Source organism: Citrobacter sp. RHBSTW-00859 (genome assembly GCF_013729795.1).
In the GTDB taxonomy this organism is placed as follows: Bacteria; Pseudomonadota; Gammaproteobacteria; order Enterobacterales; family Enterobacteriaceae; genus Citrobacter; species Citrobacter braakii.
Genome location: NZ_CP056284.1, coordinates 4,483,908 through 4,498,951 on the forward strand (window position 1 = coordinate 4,483,908; position 15,044 = coordinate 4,498,951).

A 15,044-nucleotide genomic window follows, 5' to 3' on the forward strand; every position below is an offset into this window, starting at 1 on the left:
TCCCACACCTCGCGCGTTACCGTTTTACTAAAACTCGCCAGTCATAAAAAAACCGGCCCCAGCGGCCGGCATCAAAAAAGCATTCTGTTCTTTTTGTTATCATGCTCCTGGTGAAGACAAGTTTTCGTTTTAAACGTCCAGCCCGTTAATCCACAGCATCAGATACGCCAGGTCGGCCGAATCCGGCACCGTGATATACCAGCGCGGATGCGCATACTCCTCTTCCTGCGGCCAGCTCGTCTGTCCCGTCACGGTGATAAGGATGTTCACCGCCTGCTTCAGCTTTCCCTCAAGATAGATGGCCACGCTGCTGCTGAGTCCCACCCGGTGCGGGTGACAGGTCATTCTGACCGGACCGGTCAGGCGCTGCCTGAGCATTGCCCGCAGCCTCACCAGGTGCTGATGGGTCGCCGGGAGCACACCGGGCTCCCCCTGAGGCGACAGGGTGAACAGGGCTGAGCCACTGTGCTCATGAATAGTGGGTTCAGGGTACTTCAGTGTCATCATACCGTGGCAGGCTCCTGTTGTTTTTCCGTCAGACCGCGCAGACGGTCCAGATTCTGCGCGACGCGTTTTGCCGCCTCCAGTTCGCTGCAGTGAAATTCATTCATCAGCGCCCGGCGTTCGGCTTTCTCTTCTTTTTCCGTCATGCCCAGTGCCAGGAAGAGACTGGGCGGCACGGCACGAAACAGCGCTTCGATCCGTTTCGCCAGCACCACGCCTTCCGTATAACACCCCGACAGTTTACTGGCGGAAAGCAGCACCGATTCCTGCTCCGGCGTGAGCGCGCGAAAACGGCTGATATCTTTGACCTCTTCCGGAGGCATGGTCAGACAAATCCACCATTCCGCCATGTTAAGCATCTTTTCGGCAATGTCTGGGTAATCCTTAAGATTCTGGGTGGCCAGCCACAACCAGGCCCCGAGCTTACGCCACATCTTGACCACCTTGGTCATGTACGGCGACAGCAGCGGATTAACCGTCACGATATGCGCCTCATCCACCGTGAAGACAATATCCCGGCCCAGGAACTGGTCACGCTCCGCGATGTTGTTAATCATGTTGGTCATCGAGACCATGGTCAGGGCCATCTGCGCCTCGTAGCCCTCACGCGCCAGATGCCCCAGGTCGACCAGCGTCACGTCCGCTTCCGGCCACAGCTCCCCTTCACGGTTGAACAGCTCCGCTTCAAAGCTCCCGGCCTGAGTGAACATGCCCAGGGATTCCGCCATTTCCGCCGCTTTCGCCTTGCGCTGGGCATTGCGGACATTGATGACGCCCTCATCGTTGTCAGAGGCAATGTCGTACAGCGCCTTCTGCAGGTCAGACGGCAGCATCTGCCGCCCTTCCTTATACGTGGCATGTGCCGCCATCAGCAGCGCCTCACGTATCATCGCCCTGTCGGCACGCTTAAGGTCAGCCTCTTCTTTCGGGTCACCGCCGGTGATCATCATGCGCGCGGAGATTTCCATTTCACCGAGAACGTCACGCTTGTCATCCTCGCCATCGTCGTCCGTGTCGATATCCGGCAGGTCGCTCTCATCAACGGCCTGGGCGGCCAGGCCTTCTTCCACCAGTTTGTGAGCATCAGCAAACGGCGGCAGACTGACGCCGCTCCCGGGTTTGACGCTGATTTTATTCACCGTCAGCCCGAGGCTGTCAAAGAAGTCGGCCAGCAGGCCGAACGAATTCCCGGCCTCCGCAATAAACAGCCGCGGACGATGGACGGCCATCAGCTGGGAGAGCGCGGCACACAGCGTGGCCGACTTGCCCGCCCCGGTCGGGCCGAACAACAGCAGATGCGCGTTCTGGGTGCGGTCGAGCTTGTTGAGCGGATCGAATGTCAGGGTATCCCCGCCGCGGTTGAAAAAGCTGAAGCCGGGGTGCCCCGTGCCGGTTTCCCGCCCGGTTACCGGCAAAAGTCCTGCCAGGTGCTGAACCCATGTCAGACGGGTATACCAGTGTTTTCTGTCGCTGTCCGGGTTAAAGCACATCGGCAGCGCCCGCAGCCAGCTGTTCAGCGGACCTTCTTCAAACTCCGGCCGTACCGGCTGCAGACCGGCCCCGAGCAATACGGTGGACAGCTCCAGCCGCTTGCGCTTCAGGCTGGTCATGTCGTCGCCGCGCAGCAGGAAGGTGATCCCCGCCCGGTACAGCTTGTGCCGGTTGCCCAGATACTCTTTGACCGTCTTCACATCCTGGCGGACGCGGCCCGACTCGGTATTCTCACCGACCGCATTTTTCGACAGCCGGTTAAACTGCTCTTCAAGCCGGTCCTGGGGCTGTACCACCACGGTCATGCACACCATGGTCCCTTCCGGAAACATATCCATCAGGGCATTAATTTTCTTTTCACCCCGGCTTTTCTCGCCGGTCAGGGTGCCCGGCTCCGGCGGTGTACGCAGTTTTTCCACCGCCACCGCGCAGTGCGGCTTGTTGTCAATCCACCACACGCCGTTTTCCGGGTCTGAAACCGGCGGCGTGAACCACAGGGTTTCGGCAAAATCATTGCTGACCGGCACGGTGCCTTCAGGTGTCTCGCGCGGGTCTGCGTAAGCAGCCTGCCGATAGAGCGTGGTTTTCTCCACCCAGTCCGGTGACGGATTGAACAGCCGCAGCAGCCAGCCATGCACCTGCAGGCCGTTCTGCCGGGTGCAGCGGATCCCCGCCCCGCCCAGGGCATTAACGACCCGGTCGCACACCTGATTGAGCATCGCCACCGGCGGCATCGGATCCCGGCTTTTACCAAGCCAGCGATAAACAACCATCCGGGTGCGGCGCTGCTGCCCGCGCCACGGCTGGCCGGTAATCAGCGAGTCAGTAAAAAGTCCCTCAGGCCGGGAGATACTGCGGATATGGCGCTCCATTTCACCCAGCCAGGCGTCGGTAAACGCCGTGCGCTGTGCATGTGGTTTGACATACCCGCGCAGCCTGTCCAGGTACGCGTCAGTGTCGTCCTCGTCCTGGCAGAAGAACTGCACGACCCAGGGATTCACGTCATGTTCATCAAAGCTGTCCTGAAGTGCATCCTCAACCGAGTCCCGGATCTGTTCCAGGCGCTCTTCGGTTCGCCCTTCGGTCGCCACCGGTGTCACATCATAAACGGCCCCCACCGACACGCCGTCATCGAGCAGGAGACACTGCTCTTCATCGAGAAATTCTGCCCAGGGCAAAAAGTCAATGATGGACGGATTGGCGTGATAAACCTTCTCCTCATCCTGGCGCGTCATTTTCCCGGGGCGCTTCAGAGGTTGCCGGCCCTTCACGGCCGCGGTCAGGGTTTCATCTGCCTGAACGGACTGGCCGTCATCAACCGGCGTCTGCCGGTCGGTGGATTTATTACGCGTAAACAGTGAAAGCATTACAGGGCCTCCGTGCGCTCGCCAGGCATGGCATACTGCGTCTGGCTGTAGAACGGGAACACAGTGCTGTAACCCGGCACCGGCGTGTTACCGTCTGCCAGATGGGGATACAGGTACATCACCATGTCGGGGTTGGGCAGCCGGGGAAACTGCTGGGTGATTTCGCTTTCCTGAGTACGGCTGTAGCTGCGGTCGGCCTGCGCGTCCGCCTGCGTTTCGCTGCCAGTCAGCGGGCGTCGCAGCGTGTCGCGGACCGCCGCAGACTGGCGGGAAGTACTGCCGCCACCGTCCGCCCCGTTCCACAGTTCCAGCATGGTGTTATCGCCCGCCGGCAGCATTTCCTCTTTGGAGGTTGAGCAGCCGCTGAGCATCACACAGCTCAGGGCCAGAATGAAAACCGTTCTGTACATTACCGGTATCTCCTTTGTGAGGCGGCCGGATCGTAACCGCCGCAGATAAAAACGAACGCACTGACATTCAGCAGGTGCCCCAGCTCCCGTAATGTCATACGCGGGCAGTAAAGCCGGCGCGGGATTTTCGGGCTGCGCCACGAAACGGCACACTCCCGGGCACTGAGCGGCAGGGAGAACCTGCCGATATCCAGTAAAAGCTGGCCATCGCGCCAGCGCAGTAAAGGTGCGCCGGCAGGCAACAGCGCTACGGGTCGCAGCAACAGAACCGCAGAAGACGCAGGGATCACGTCAATATGCCAGCCTGCCCCGTCGCTGAACGTCCAGCACACGGATGAAAGAGGGAAAAACGTTATCTGTCCCGCCATGGCCGTGTACTCAGTCCAGTCCGCCGTTGTCACTGATGCCACCCGGCAGAGTGAAGTCGTAGCGCACCTTACGGCCCTTATCTTCATAATCAATGGCCAGCTGACGGGTGATATGCACGGCGAGACGGGCACCAGGCGGCACATAAATGGCATCAAACGTCATCCCGTAACGCTGTTTGATCCAGTCGGTGGTTTCAGACATGCCGCCGGAAATGGCTTTCCCCAGCGCCGCCTGTCCGGCGTCGCCGGTCATGGTGGCGGAAATGCCATTCACGTTATTCTGTGTGGTGTACTGCCCCTGGCTCATCGCTTCACCCGCCGCACCGGCAGCCGACAGGCCAAAAATGGTGGGCAGATAGGTGGAGGCATTGGACTTACGTTCGCCGCCAATGCACGGGATCCCGTTTTCATCCGAAATCCAGCCGATACCGCCACTGGTGCCGGTATCCTGTTTAGCCTGAGCGTTATTATTTTGCCCGCTGGCGTTGTTACTGGCGTCGGGTCTGGGGAGGGTGCGTACCGTACCGTCGGAAAAGACAAAGGTGACGCTGTTAACCTGCCCGCGCACACAGGACAGTGTCCAGTCTCCGCTGGCCGTCCCGGAAACAATCGCCCCTTCGACGTCCGGTAACTCGATGCCGTTCGCCGTCAGGTTATCCTTACCGATAAGCACCTTAAACGGATAAGGATCGGTCACGGTGCCGTTGATGGGCACACGGCCAAGCAGTGCCGTCATGGCGCGGCTGCCGACCAGCGTGGAATTTTCCGGCAGCGTGTAAACCGGCTCTGCGCTCTCTTCCGCCCCTTTTTCATTCGTACGTCCCTTCACTTTCTCCTCATAGGCCGCTTTCTGTCGGGTCAGCTCATTTTCACCCAGAAAAGAAGTCGGGAACTGAGGAGATGCCTTGCCGCTGGCCGCGTCCCGCGGGTCCGTCTCTTTCTGGTCCGTCGGCGCGACCCACATCATGCCGTCGCTGCCCTGAGAAGCCGCCCCCCCGGTACTGCTGCCCATGCCGTCCAGGCCCAGCCCCAGCGGGATATCGCTGTCCGCCGTTTTTTTCTCGGTGTCAGGCTTTTTGAGTTTGTCGGTCAGCTCCTGGATTTTCGCCGTCAGGCTCAGTTGTTCGTTCTGAAGCTGCGCCTGCCGCTTGTCGTACTGCTCGCGCAGACCATTAACGGCCTCATTCACCTGTCCTGAAACGTCCTGATTGCGTCGGCGCAACCGCTCGTTTTCTTTCACCAAATCCGCGTTCTGCTTATCCAGCGTTTTCTGGCGGTCACGCACATCGTTCAGCCGGCCGATAAGCGTGCGCAGGGTGTCCTCCGGCGTGTCGCCTTCCACACCCAGCGCCTTCAGTTCATCCGGCGAGAGATTATGCAGGGGGCCGCCGCTTTGTTTTGCCTGAGATTGTTCTGCCGGTTCGTTTTTGCAGCTTTTGAGCCCCACGGCCAGCCCGGCAATCACCACGGCCGGCACGATAATTTTCACCAGGGCATTAGATTTAATCTGCATGGCGGGCCTCCTGTTTTACCGTGCGGGCCGCTTTACGCAGCGCAGACGGCTCAGCAATAAATGCGCTCTCCGGACGACCGGCGGTCACCACATACACCGTGGTGGTGTCTTCCGGCGTGCCGGCAGGACCGACCCAGCGGTGCTGGAAGGTGGCGGACACAAACTGTCCCTGCAGCGAGCGTGGATCCAGAACGACCTTACGGCTGCCGGTGTTCGTGAGCCTGAGTGCCACCACGCTGCGGTTTGCCACACCCCAGCCAGCCAGCGGCGTGACCGTTAATGGTTCAGAGGGATACAGCGTGCTGACACGTCGGGGCAGATGAGGATTGACCGGATGAATACCCGGGACCGCCTCGACCGTACGTGCCGGAGCATAAAGGCTCTGAGCGGCATAGCGGGTCAGCAGCACCGGGATGGGGGCGCTGTAGCGGATTTTTTTACGCTTTGCCTGAGTACCATCATCGCTGCCGGTGGGAGCAGATGAGCCTGATCCGGAAGCAGCCCGGTCTGCACCACCTGGCTGACCGGCCGCATCGCCGGCGTGACTCAGCGTGCTGACATCACCGCTGTAGACCAGCCGCACCGGCTCAGTCGGCCCTTTTTCACCGGCGGCGATATCAAACAGCAGAACCTCGCCGCTTTCCACATCCTGCAGCTGCACCCGCGTCTGCGGAAAGGCGCTGTCGGCTTTCAGGTAGACGGCTCCCCCGGTGCTCTGCACCCGGAGTTTACCGTTAAGCGCCGGCGGAAAACCGACGCGGACGTTTTTGTCCACAAAGACCACCCGCTCCTGCCCCACCTTCAGGGGGATCTGCAGCGGAATACGCTCCCATTTCATCAGCTCATCTGCGCCGGCAGGACGTGATACCAGCATTGCCAGGGGCAGCAGGGCGAAGGACAGCGCCATCAGCCCGGCGCGGTAGTGGGGGTTTTTACTCATCACTGAAACACTCCTGACTTCTCCGGTTTAGGTGCAGGCGGTGCCGCCTCCAGACGCTGGGGCACACCGGCATAACAGTCCAGCGCCAGACCGAACGGGTTGCGCTCCGCATCACCTTCCCAGCGCACCACTTTAAGCGGGTAACGTACCAGGGCGCGTTTGACCGGCTCGGCATGGAAATATTCGTCGGCCACCACGTCCAGGCGGGCAATCCAGTGATCGCGATCCTGTACGGTCACGCTCTGTGACTGGTAACCGCGACCGGGCACTTCATACACCACGCGCACGCGGTCGGTGAGCTCCCCGGCGTCACCGCGTTTCTTTGCATCCGCTTTCAGGAAATCCTGACAGGACGGCGTCAGATACGGCGACAGCGCATTGATTTTGCCGGAATAATCCACCTCGCCGTTTTTCGGCCAGGCATTGAGCTGCTGAAAAATGTAGAACGCAAAGGAGTAGACCGTCGGGGGTGGCACTTCCCACCAGGGCCGCGTGCTGCCGGTACGTAAATCCGGCGGGTTATGCACGGTCAGCTTGCTGGGCGCCAGCATCCAGCCGGCACAGGTGAATAAAAGGAAAAAGGCGAGCACGGCGCAGGCGATGCGCAGCGTCTGAATATGCTGGTCGCGGTCTTTTACCGCATGGCGAAAACGGCTCATGAGGCTCTCCTGTTACGTTTCACTGACCAGCCCCGGGCATCCACTATCAGTTTCGGATTGCCCATCCCCAGCCGGCGTTTTTTCGTCTCCAGTCGCTGCCAGAGCCAGTTCTCAGGCTTACCGCGCTTGAGCCTGGCCATCCAGCGGCCGCCGAACCAGACGAGCAGCAGCGGCATGACCAGCAGGCCGGTGGGAACAACAACCCAGCCGGCAAGCGGGATAAACGGCAGTGACAGGAGCAGACCCGCACCCGCGCCGGCAAGGGCTGCCAGCCCCATCTCATGGGTGGTAAACCCGCGAAACACCACGGGCTCACTGTTGAGACGGTCAGGTAAAAAACGAATGGTCTGCATCGTCGCAGGCTCCTACAACAGAATGTCGGCAGACTTGCCGAGCAGCCAGATAACGGCAACCAGCAGCACCACACCCACCACCACAATGGCCCCGAATTTGGTCCAGGTGGCTTTCTCATTGCGGACTTCGGTGAAGGTGTGCAGGGCGGCAATGGCAACGTTGATAAAGGCAACGGCCGCCACGACCAGCCCCCCGATAACAATGCCGTCCTGCAGGTAGCCCTTGATTTGTCCCGACAGCCCGCTTCCGCCTCCGGACTCAGGCGCTTCAACGCTTGGCAAATCCGCAAAGGCCGGTTTGCAGGTGAGCCAGCCCAGCAGGGCAAGCGTACCGGCGCGGGTCAGCGTACGACTGCCGAAACGGCGCAGGCGGGCAACAACAGACTCAGAATGGTGCATGGGATTCATCTCCTGACTTAACGTTTTGAATGAGTTAACTGGCAAACATCCAGATACACACAAGCAACAGCAGCACGGTGCGGACGGCAAAACGCCCCAGGGCCGCGTCACGCACTTTGGTGTTACTCCAGCCGGTCCAGACATCCGACAGCGCCCACGCGGCCCATAAAAAAAGAAACGCCAGCAGTGCCCCGATGCAGAGCAGATGAAGGATGTTCACATCAAGACTGCCGGAGCCGGCTTTAAACGCGTTCGTTTGTTCGGATGTCATGGGCATCAGGGCCGCTCCCGCCGGTAATTACCGGCCACAAAAGACGGGTCACGCGGTTGCGCGCGGGAGGGCTCCAGATAGCGGTCAATGCCGCTGCGGATGGTGTTGAGATCGGATGTGGCCTGACGGTAATCAAAGAAAAAGCGGCCACGGTCAGCCGGGTCGGCCTGTGCAACCGCCACGCGGGCCCGTTCAAGCGACGCCTGAACCTGGTCCAGCTGACGCTGAACAGACGCAAGCTCGTCTTTCTCGGATGCCTGTGCAGCAGCTGATGCCAGAAAGGTCAGCAATACCAGGCCAGTGATGCCCGGGACACGACGGTTGCGCCGCATGGCCGGACGATGTGAGTTCATACGCACCTCCAGAAGGATTAAGGGGTGCGGACAGGATGCGGAAGAGGGAGCGTCGGGTCAGCGATAAACCCTAAACAGGAATTTCAAAATTAATTGCAGGTCTGTGCCGGTGGCAGGTTTAGCTGTAAATAAAGGTTCATTGTGATATTAAGAAAACTCAACGGTAAACAGAGGGAAAATGAAAATGATGAAGACTGTTCTGAAGGCCACGTTAATCACTGCACTGATTACCGGCCCTGTTCTTGCGGCCGACGGTACTGGCAAAGTCCAACTTTCAGACCTGCATTTCGCCACAGCAGCAAATGGTTTGCAGCAAATTGAAGGCACGGGAACAAACGTGTCAGGTGGGCCTGTGAAGACTGTAATTGTCAAATTCAACTTGCTTCAGAATGGGGCAGTAATAGGAAATACGGCAGCGATGGCTGAAAATCTGGAGCCGGGTCAGCAATGGAAGCTACAGGCCCCCTACGACAGCATAACCAACAAGCCAGACAGCTTCAAAGTGACAGAACTGACGGTATTTAATAACTGACACTGACGCGCCAGTAACGGTCGTTTCATGGCTTGTCTGCTGACGGCAGGCGCGCAAAACAAGTTTTGCACGCCTCCGTCCAGCCCTGATTTAAAGATACTTCTTGAACGACGCAGTGGTCACCGTTACGGCGATCCCCAGCAGAACAGCCGCCGGCAACAACAGCAGATTGGGGTAGACTGCCGTGGGCCAGGAAAGGTACAGCATGGCGGGCACCACAGCGGCCGGTTTGACCAGCTTCTTGGCATGATGATAGACAAACGAACTTTCATACCCCGCGCCGTACCGCCGCAGATCACGCCGCCCCAGCCCCTCAACCAGCGCCACCACCACGACCAGCACAAACAACGGCACGGACAGCACCAGGATGGTGACGCGTACCAGGGTGATAATGCTGATCCATACCGTGGCCAGCAGGTATTCACGCAGGTAGCCGGCAAGCCAGCCGCTCCAGCTGTTGATTTCCCGGGTGACGGCATTGTCACTGTGCATCTGGTGTGCATACTGCTGCCGGACCCAGTCCAGGAAGCCACTGTCCACAAAGGCCCACTGATAGGCGGTGCTCACCCAGCGCACAACCGTCACCGATGGTTCAGACAGCAGCAGGCTGCGGGTGAACTCTGTGGACAGCCACCCCAGCTCGGTGTTCATGACCGCTTCACTGTGCGCCGCCCCGGCTTCCGGCCAGAAGAAGGCGATGCCGATATATTCAATCAGCAGGCTCAGCAGCAGCGAGGACAGCACCACGCCCACCAGGGCCCATGGCCAGCCCCAGAGCAGATTATACAGAATGCCGTGCTTGCGTTCCGGCAGCGTCTGCTGCTGTGGGGGACGTTTTACCTCAGCCATTCGCCCCTCCTGTGACCGGCACGTTCAGGGCCGGACCGTCCCGCCACCAGGATTCGCCGCTGTGATAGCTGCGCCGCATCTCCTCCGCTATTTTCTCAATACTTTCCGGCATCAGCACATCATCAGCATCCCCGGCAGGCAGCGGCATGCGGATTTTCCACAGTTGCCCGCCTTCCAGCAGGGCAAACGCCTGCCCTTTTGGCAGCGTCACGATATCGGCCGGCTCCAGCAGCGGGACTTTTACCGTCCCGACGCGGTCCTGGGTGCTTGAGGTGAAGTCCTGGTCTGCATTGACATCCGCCGTGTCCTGGTGCCCGGAGACCAGCGTTTTGGTGTAAATCTCCACCTGCGGCAGCTGCGTGGTCAGCAGCTCGGCGGTGCGGTTCTCCCTGACGCGCAGCATAATCAGGTTGTTAAAGTTACCCTGTACCTGGGCCGTCTTGGCCGCATTCCCGATGCGTGCCTCAATATCAGAAGACGTCTGGGTATAGGCTGTCACCTGCATGCCGGCACCGCCCCCTTTGTTGATGAGAGGAATAAACTCATCCCCCATCAGCTCGTTAAACTCATCGCAGTGCAGGTTAATCAGGGACTTCCCTTCTTTCCCGCCCGGCAGGCCAGCATTGATACCGTGTTTATAAATGTGCCCGGCCACACTCACCAGATCGGCGAACATGGAGTTACCGACCGCGCTCGCCACTTCACTGTCACTGAGCGCATCGAGCCCCACATACACCACGGCTTTTTTACGGATGATCTGTTCCCAGTCAAAAATCGGCCGCGTGTCGTCAATGTCCTGATAATCCGGCGACAGCAGCTCGGCGGTCTTGCCGGTGGTCAGTTTTTCCAGCAGCGGCAGCAGCGACGCCACGATTTTGTCAAAGTAAGTACGGTCATAACGTACCGCTGACCGCAGCCCGTCAAGGATGGGATCATAGAGTTTTTTACCCTCTTCTGAACTCAGGGCAACCTCAATGGCCCAGATACGTAAGGCATCCGGCTGACCCTGCATGTTACGGGGCACGTCGTCCTCTCCCAGCACCTGCTGATTATTCTCAATCTGCGTCTGCAGAGCCGGCAGCTGCGCCTGGATGATTTTTTCCGCATAGCGGATATAGAGATCGGCGATATTGTTCACGTAGCGCATGATCAGCGTGTAGTCAGGGCGCTCACCCAGGGCGACCAGCGCACGGGCGATGATGTTGACGAACCGCCAGGCAAATTCGCGGAATGCCGCGCTGTTCCCCTCACCCGACAGCTGACCGGCCACGCGGGACGCCACCTCTGACACGCGACCAAAACGCCCGACGGCATTATAACGGGCTGAAATTTCAGGCCAGCCAAGATGAAAAATATACAGCTCGTCCCCGCGTCCGGCCCGGTGGGCCTCTGCCCAGACGCGTTTCATCAGGTCTGCGTCGCCTTTCGGATCAAACACGATGGTGACTTCACCCCGCCGGATATCCTGGGTGACTAGCAGCTCTGCCAGCCGGGTCTTCCCGACGCGCGTGGTGCCGTACACCACCGTATGGCCAACGCGCTCCCCCAGAGCCAGGGTGACGTCTTTTTCGTCGGGCTCGATGCCGTGCAGCGCCGGATTGCCGCCCACCGGTGGTAACGGCCGCACCGGGTTCAGCGGCGTATCGGCACTCAGCAGCTTACCCAGCCAGGGCAGACGGTGCTCTGTCATCATTTCGAGCTGACGCGCCCCCAGGTAAAAGCGGTTTGGCTGCAGGTAACGGGCCACTTCAGGGCGCAGCGTATCCTGCAGCCGCTGGGTGTGTTTTTGCGTCCAGCGGAACCCCCGGCCTAGAAACAGGCGACGATGACTGACGGGGATCTGTTTAGTACTCATGACATAGCGCGTCAGGCGGCGGAGATTCCGGCGGTAGCGAATAATCTTCATCCCCTGATGCGTGCGGGTGACGGCCAGCGCCGCAAACCCGGCTGCGGTGACATAGCTGACAGTCGGAGCCAGAGCGACAGCCCAGGGTGCCTGCACACAGACATACGCCGCCATGCCCGATACCACGGCGGTATTCAGCTCAACGGCCGGACGCAGCAGGGCCTCAATGACGTAACGGTTACTCATCGTCTGCCTCCTTTATAATTTTACCGTCGGCCATACGGATATACGTTCCCCTCCCGGCACCGGCTTCCCTGCAGGAAAGGGAGTGGTAACGCAGGGCATCCGCCAGTAAGCGCCAGAGCACATACAGAACATTCGACAGGATGAAAAAAATGATCCATACGGCCCGCAATGACAGCAGGTAATTGTTCGCCGCGGTTTCTGTGGAGACGGCAGTGACGGTACAGGCTGCCGGCTTTGCCTCAGGCGGAGCCGCATTATCAGGCACCGGGCATTCCTCCCACATGTAATGTCCGGGCGGCGCGGTGCGCCATGCCGTTGCCTCCTTCTGCAACTGGTCGTTCAGGTCACTGACCGGATGGCCGAAAACAAGCCAGGCGAGCAGGCAGACACCGCCGAAAGCGGCAGGCACGAAAACGGCATGACGGAATAAACAGAACACAAGCCACAAAGCGTAGCGCAGGCTGTTCAGGATGATGTGCATAAAAGATTCCTCAGAGATACTGCCGGACGTCCTGCCCGGCGAGAATGGCCAGCAGGCGTTGCCCGCTGATGATGCGCAGGCGCGGTGACGCCATATGAAGGGTGCGGCTCATTTTTCCGGTACGGCCCGTGTGGATAAAGAGCCCCCGGCGGCCGGAGTGCAGGAGAAGTCGGTCGAAGTCCTCAACATGTGCGGGGGAAACAGCACGACTGTACCGTTTGGCCTGGATAAGCCAGTGCTCGCCGTCGATGATGACCTGGCCATCAAGGCCGCCGTCACCGCTGTAGGAGGCATTGCGCACCACGGTTAGCCCCTGACGTTCAAAGGCAGACAGCAACAGCTCTTCAAAGACATAGGGGCTGATTTTGCGCAGATAGGTCAGACGCTGCCCGTCTCCCGGCAGGAGGGTCAGTTTATTCAGTACCCGCCCCGCCGTTGCCCGGTATCGCCGGTGACGGCGGGTGCTGGCTTTCTCACGCCAGCGCAGGTTCAGAAAGGCCATCACCACCAGGAAAAGGACTATCAGTATGACCGCCCCATAAGGGTGTGCCATCAGCAGACCGTTGATATCTGGCGTGCTCATTACGGCTTAAACTGCTGCGTCAGGCCGGTATCGGTGATGAGTACCGGATAATGCTCAATCTGCAGGCGACGGGCCAGCTCGCTGCCGGAAGCCGGGGCCAGGCTGACACCGGGTGCCAGTTCGCGCAGCTCGCGCACGGTATCCATGTCTGTGACGTTGACTATCATCCCGGCCGCATGCTGTTCAGCCAGCGCGCCGGCATTGGCTTTCAGCCATTCACGGGACAGAGCATCATCCCCGATCAGAAACAACGCCCCGATGCCGGGCAACTGCAGCGGCCGGTCTGCTGTATTCCCCGGGCTCAGTTCAGGTGTGTTAACGGGTAACATACCCGCCATCCCGTCAGCCAGCGGAACACCGTGGTCCGGCTGGCGTGAAGGCTGTACGTCACTGACGCCGGGCATGCCGGGCTGTTTATTAACGGCCTCAAAATACGGCGCAGCATCTTCACCGCCCAGATCAGCAATCACATTCAGTTCAGCATGGCCGGTCAGGGGAAGGAGGGTAAACAGCAGTAAGGACAGCGTTTTCATCAGGGTTATCTCCCGGGTTCAGTCCAGACGAAGCCTGGATCGGGGGTGAGCGCAGCAACCGAGCGGGGCGCTTCAGCTGCCGGCGCAGAAATGCGGGGTGCAGGGCTGATTTTTGCCAGATGCCCTCTCACAATGGCGCGGTAACGTGCAGCAGGCTGACCACCTGCGGGATGGTGGTAGCAGCCGGCCGCATCCAGCCAGCTGCCTGGCTTACGCGCCCAGCACTCACGCAGAATGGTGGCGGCGGCGTTCAGGTTGGTGTAAGGGTCAAACGCATCCCACGTCGAGGCAAAATGATGACCGTTCCAGCCCAGATTGACCTGGGCAATACCGACATCGATGCGCTTAAGCGGGTGACTCTTCATAAAGACCTGCAGCGCCTGCCAGGCCTGCAGGCGCGTCTCATAGCGATACCCTTTGCCTGCCACATTGATGGTCCAGGGCCATGGCCGTATTCCGCGGGGAAGTTTGCGCGAAGACTCGCTCAGTGATACCGAGTAAAGCGCTTCGGGGGGCACGCCGTGCGCCATGGCCACGCGGACGTAACCCTCCGGCACCGTCTGGTCAGCATGGCCGTCAGGGACGGCCGCCATCAGTAAGCCCAGCGCCAGTGCGCCGGTCAGAATGCTGCGATTGCCCATTTACCGTCTCCCGCCTGCTGCAGTAAAACCGGCATCAGGCCGTTACCAAAGCGCATCCACCGGCCGCCGTCGTGGTTAAGCGTGATCTGGCGCTTGCGGACCTTTTCCACGGGAATGTGATGGTCCCGCGCCCAGCTGCGAAGCGCATCATCACTGCCCTGGCTGTCGACCAGATAGATGTCCACCGGCCGGTTGTCAGCCAGCACGGCAGACAGTTTCGCGTCGCAGGTTGCGCAGTCTTTTGACCTGACGAACAGCGCCAGCCGGCCGCCACTGTCGTGCGCCACGCCGGAGGCGTTCCCCATATTGACCGGCAGTGTGCCCGGATACAGGCGCTGCCAGGCCGCGTTCACCTCACGCTGGAAATCAAGCTCTTTCTGGGTGCGGGCAAACTCTTCCTTCACCCACTTTTCAGCAAACTTACGGCGCTCTGCCGGCGTCTGCGCCTCGATACCGAGGGTGGAAAGCGGATCGAGACCCGGCGACTGGGTACCCCGGGGTCCCTTCATCAGCTGCTGATAACGCTGATAATCGTCGGCACTGAGTCCCCACTGACCGGCCTGCTGCTGCAGGTTTTGCTGTGCGGAGTCCGCCCGTTGTGTTGATTCCTGTCGGCTGACATCCATCTGTCCTGATGTGGTCGCGGCCAGGGTCAGGGGACTCAGCAGCATGGCGGCTAAAAAGGTATGTTTCAGTTTCATCATT

The 15,044-nt window shown here is 59.9% G+C and carries 19 protein-coding genes; 1 reads left to right on the forward strand and 18 read right to left on the reverse strand.

The genetic code is table 11. The features are described 5' to 3' along the window. Window positions 1-129: 129 nt before the first annotated feature. The 11 genes from HV302_RS22385 to HV302_RS22435 are packed head-to-tail and all read right to left on the reverse strand — an operon-like array spanning window position 130 to window position 8,628. Window positions 130-507, reverse strand: coding sequence for a hypothetical protein (locus HV302_RS22385; protein WP_016808254.1), 378 nt, complete (start codon window positions 505-507; stop codon window positions 130-132). Then, window positions 504-3,362 (reverse strand): conjugative transfer ATPase, encoded by a 2,859-nt coding sequence (locus HV302_RS22390; RefSeq protein WP_016808255.1) that lies wholly within the window; start codon window positions 3,360-3,362, stop codon window positions 504-506. Before HV302_RS22390 ends, HV302_RS22385 begins: the two co-directional genes overlap by 4 nt. Beyond that, window positions 3,362-3,772, reverse strand: coding sequence for a TIGR03751 family conjugal transfer lipoprotein (locus HV302_RS22395; protein WP_016808256.1), 411 nt, complete (start codon window positions 3,770-3,772; stop codon window positions 3,362-3,364). Before HV302_RS22395 ends, HV302_RS22390 begins: the two co-directional genes overlap by 1 nt. Beyond that, the gene (locus HV302_RS22400; RefSeq protein ID WP_223479954.1) at window positions 3,772-4,173 is read right to left on the reverse strand and encodes a hypothetical protein; all 402 of its coding nucleotides are present in this window, start codon (window positions 4,171-4,173) and stop codon (window positions 3,772-3,774) included. Before HV302_RS22400 ends, HV302_RS22395 begins: the two co-directional genes overlap by 1 nt. Further along, window positions 4,151-5,653: a TIGR03752 family integrating conjugative element protein gene (locus tag HV302_RS22405; protein WP_016808257.1), complete on the reverse strand. Its 1,503-nt coding sequence runs from the start codon at window positions 5,651-5,653 to the stop codon at window positions 4,151-4,153. Before HV302_RS22405 ends, HV302_RS22400 begins: the two co-directional genes overlap by 23 nt. Continuing rightward, on the reverse strand, window positions 5,643-6,593 hold the full coding sequence (locus HV302_RS22410; RefSeq protein ID WP_016808258.1) for a TIGR03749 family integrating conjugative element protein: 951 nt from the start codon (window positions 6,591-6,593) through the stop codon (window positions 5,643-5,645). The genes HV302_RS22405 and HV302_RS22410 overlap by 11 nt, the downstream gene beginning before the upstream one ends. Beyond that, complete coding sequence (locus HV302_RS22415) at window positions 6,593-7,252, reverse strand: PFL_4703 family integrating conjugative element protein (RefSeq protein ID WP_016808259.1); 660 nt, start codon at window positions 7,250-7,252, stop codon at window positions 6,593-6,595. Before HV302_RS22415 ends, HV302_RS22410 begins: the two co-directional genes overlap by 1 nt. Beyond that, window positions 7,249-7,605 carry a TIGR03750 family conjugal transfer protein gene (locus HV302_RS22420; RefSeq protein ID WP_004115534.1) on the reverse strand — a complete coding sequence of 119 codons (357 nt, stop codon included), beginning with the start codon at window positions 7,603-7,605 and terminating at the stop codon, window positions 7,249-7,251. The genes HV302_RS22415 and HV302_RS22420 overlap by 4 nt, the downstream gene beginning before the upstream one ends. A 12-nt stretch (window positions 7,606-7,617) precedes the next feature. Continuing rightward, entirely contained in the window at window positions 7,618-8,004 is a 387-nt protein-coding gene (locus HV302_RS22425) for a TIGR03745 family integrating conjugative element membrane protein (RefSeq protein WP_016808260.1), read from the reverse strand. Between the two features lie 34 nt (window positions 8,005-8,038). Beyond that, window positions 8,039-8,281 (reverse strand): TIGR03758 family integrating conjugative element protein, encoded by a 243-nt coding sequence (locus HV302_RS22430; protein WP_003029734.1) that lies wholly within the window; start codon window positions 8,279-8,281, stop codon window positions 8,039-8,041. Then, a complete protein-coding gene (locus HV302_RS22435; protein ID WP_016808261.1) occupies window positions 8,281-8,628 on the reverse strand; it encodes an integrative conjugative element protein, RAQPRD family in 348 nt (115 codons plus the stop codon). Before HV302_RS22435 ends, HV302_RS22430 begins: the two co-directional genes overlap by 1 nt. A 184-nt stretch (window positions 8,629-8,812) precedes the next feature. On the opposite strand from HV302_RS22435, the gene HV302_RS22440 reads away from it, so the two are divergent. Further along, complete coding sequence (locus HV302_RS22440; protein WP_016808262.1) at window positions 8,813-9,160, forward strand: FxLYD domain-containing protein; 348 nt, start codon at window positions 8,813-8,815, stop codon at window positions 9,158-9,160. A 90-nt stretch (window positions 9,161-9,250) separates the two neighbouring features. On the opposite strand, the gene HV302_RS22445 is transcribed toward HV302_RS22440, so the two are convergent. From HV302_RS22445 to HV302_RS22475, 7 genes are read right to left on the reverse strand one after another with little or no spacing between them, the layout of a single operon-like run. Continuing rightward, the gene (locus HV302_RS22445) at window positions 9,251-10,009 is read right to left on the reverse strand and encodes a TIGR03747 family integrating conjugative element membrane protein (protein ID WP_006785966.1); all 759 of its coding nucleotides are present in this window, start codon (window positions 10,007-10,009) and stop codon (window positions 9,251-9,253) included. Further along, window positions 10,002-12,101: a type IV conjugative transfer system coupling protein TraD gene (gene traD / locus HV302_RS22450; protein WP_016808263.1), complete on the reverse strand. Its 2,100-nt coding sequence runs from the start codon at window positions 12,099-12,101 to the stop codon at window positions 10,002-10,004. The genes HV302_RS22445 and traD overlap by 8 nt, the downstream gene beginning before the upstream one ends. After that, entirely contained in the window at window positions 12,094-12,582 is a 489-nt protein-coding gene (locus tag HV302_RS22455) for a hypothetical protein (protein ID WP_016808264.1), read from the reverse strand. The genes traD and HV302_RS22455 overlap by 8 nt, the downstream gene beginning before the upstream one ends. A 10-nt stretch (window positions 12,583-12,592) precedes the next feature. Then, the gene (locus HV302_RS22460; RefSeq protein WP_017145109.1) at window positions 12,593-13,165 is read right to left on the reverse strand and encodes a restriction endonuclease; all 573 of its coding nucleotides are present in this window, start codon (window positions 13,163-13,165) and stop codon (window positions 12,593-12,595) included. Next, complete coding sequence (locus tag HV302_RS22465) at window positions 13,165-13,698, reverse strand: integrating conjugative element protein (protein ID WP_016807967.1); 534 nt, start codon at window positions 13,696-13,698, stop codon at window positions 13,165-13,167. Before HV302_RS22465 ends, HV302_RS22460 begins: the two co-directional genes overlap by 1 nt. A gap of 5 nt (window positions 13,699-13,703) precedes the next feature. Then, entirely contained in the window at window positions 13,704-14,339 is a 636-nt protein-coding gene (locus HV302_RS22470; protein WP_088221852.1) for a transglycosylase SLT domain-containing protein, read from the reverse strand. Then, on the reverse strand, window positions 14,318-15,040 hold the full coding sequence (locus HV302_RS22475) for a TIGR03759 family integrating conjugative element protein (RefSeq protein WP_016807969.1): 723 nt from the start codon (window positions 15,038-15,040) through the stop codon (window positions 14,318-14,320). The genes HV302_RS22470 and HV302_RS22475 overlap by 22 nt, the downstream gene beginning before the upstream one ends. Between the last annotated feature and the right edge of the window lie 4 nt (window positions 15,041-15,044).

Bases quoted from the DNA above. Each gene is read 5' to 3' on its own strand.
- HV302_RS22385 (WP_016808254.1), bottom strand. From the start codon at position 507: ATGATGACACTGAAGTACCCTGAACCCACTATTCATGAGCACAGTGGC.
- HV302_RS22390 (WP_016808255.1), bottom strand. From the start codon at position 3,362: ATGCTTTCACTGTTTACGCGTAATAAATCCACCGACCGGCAGACGCCG.
- HV302_RS22395 (WP_016808256.1), bottom strand. From the start codon at position 3,772: ATGTACAGAACGGTTTTCATTCTGGCCCTGAGCTGTGTGATGCTCAGC.
- HV302_RS22405 (WP_016808257.1), bottom strand. From the start codon at position 5,653: ATGCAGATTAAATCTAATGCCCTGGTGAAAATTATCGTGCCGGCCGTG.
- HV302_RS22410 (WP_016808258.1), bottom strand. From the start codon at position 6,593: ATGAGTAAAAACCCCCACTACCGCGCCGGGCTGATGGCGCTGTCCTTC.
- HV302_RS22415 (WP_016808259.1), bottom strand. From the start codon at position 7,252: ATGAGCCGTTTTCGCCATGCGGTAAAAGACCGCGACCAGCATATTCAG.
- HV302_RS22420 (WP_004115534.1), bottom strand. From the start codon at position 7,605: ATGCAGACCATTCGTTTTTTACCTGACCGTCTCAACAGTGAGCCCGTG.
- HV302_RS22425 (WP_016808260.1), bottom strand. From the start codon at position 8,004: ATGCACCATTCTGAGTCTGTTGTTGCCCGCCTGCGCCGTTTCGGCAGT.
- HV302_RS22430 (WP_003029734.1), bottom strand. From the start codon at position 8,281: ATGCCCATGACATCCGAACAAACGAACGCGTTTAAAGCCGGCTCCGGC.
- HV302_RS22435 (WP_016808261.1), bottom strand. From the start codon at position 8,628: ATGAACTCACATCGTCCGGCCATGCGGCGCAACCGTCGTGTCCCGGGC.
- HV302_RS22440 (WP_016808262.1), top strand. From the start codon at position 8,813: ATGATGAAGACTGTTCTGAAGGCCACGTTAATCACTGCACTGATTACC.
- HV302_RS22445 (WP_006785966.1), bottom strand. From the start codon at position 10,009: ATGGCTGAGGTAAAACGTCCCCCACAGCAGCAGACGCTGCCGGAACGC.
- traD (WP_016808263.1), bottom strand. From the start codon at position 12,101: ATGAGTAACCGTTACGTCATTGAGGCCCTGCTGCGTCCGGCCGTTGAG.
- HV302_RS22455 (WP_016808264.1), bottom strand. From the start codon at position 12,582: ATGCACATCATCCTGAACAGCCTGCGCTACGCTTTGTGGCTTGTGTTC.
- HV302_RS22460 (WP_017145109.1), bottom strand. From the start codon at position 13,165: ATGAGCACGCCAGATATCAACGGTCTGCTGATGGCACACCCTTATGGG.
- HV302_RS22465 (WP_016807967.1), bottom strand. From the start codon at position 13,698: ATGAAAACGCTGTCCTTACTGCTGTTTACCCTCCTTCCCCTGACCGGC.
- HV302_RS22470 (WP_088221852.1), bottom strand. From the start codon at position 14,339: ATGGGCAATCGCAGCATTCTGACCGGCGCACTGGCGCTGGGCTTACTG.
- HV302_RS22475 (WP_016807969.1), bottom strand. From the start codon at position 15,040: ATGAAACTGAAACATACCTTTTTAGCCGCCATGCTGCTGAGTCCCCTG.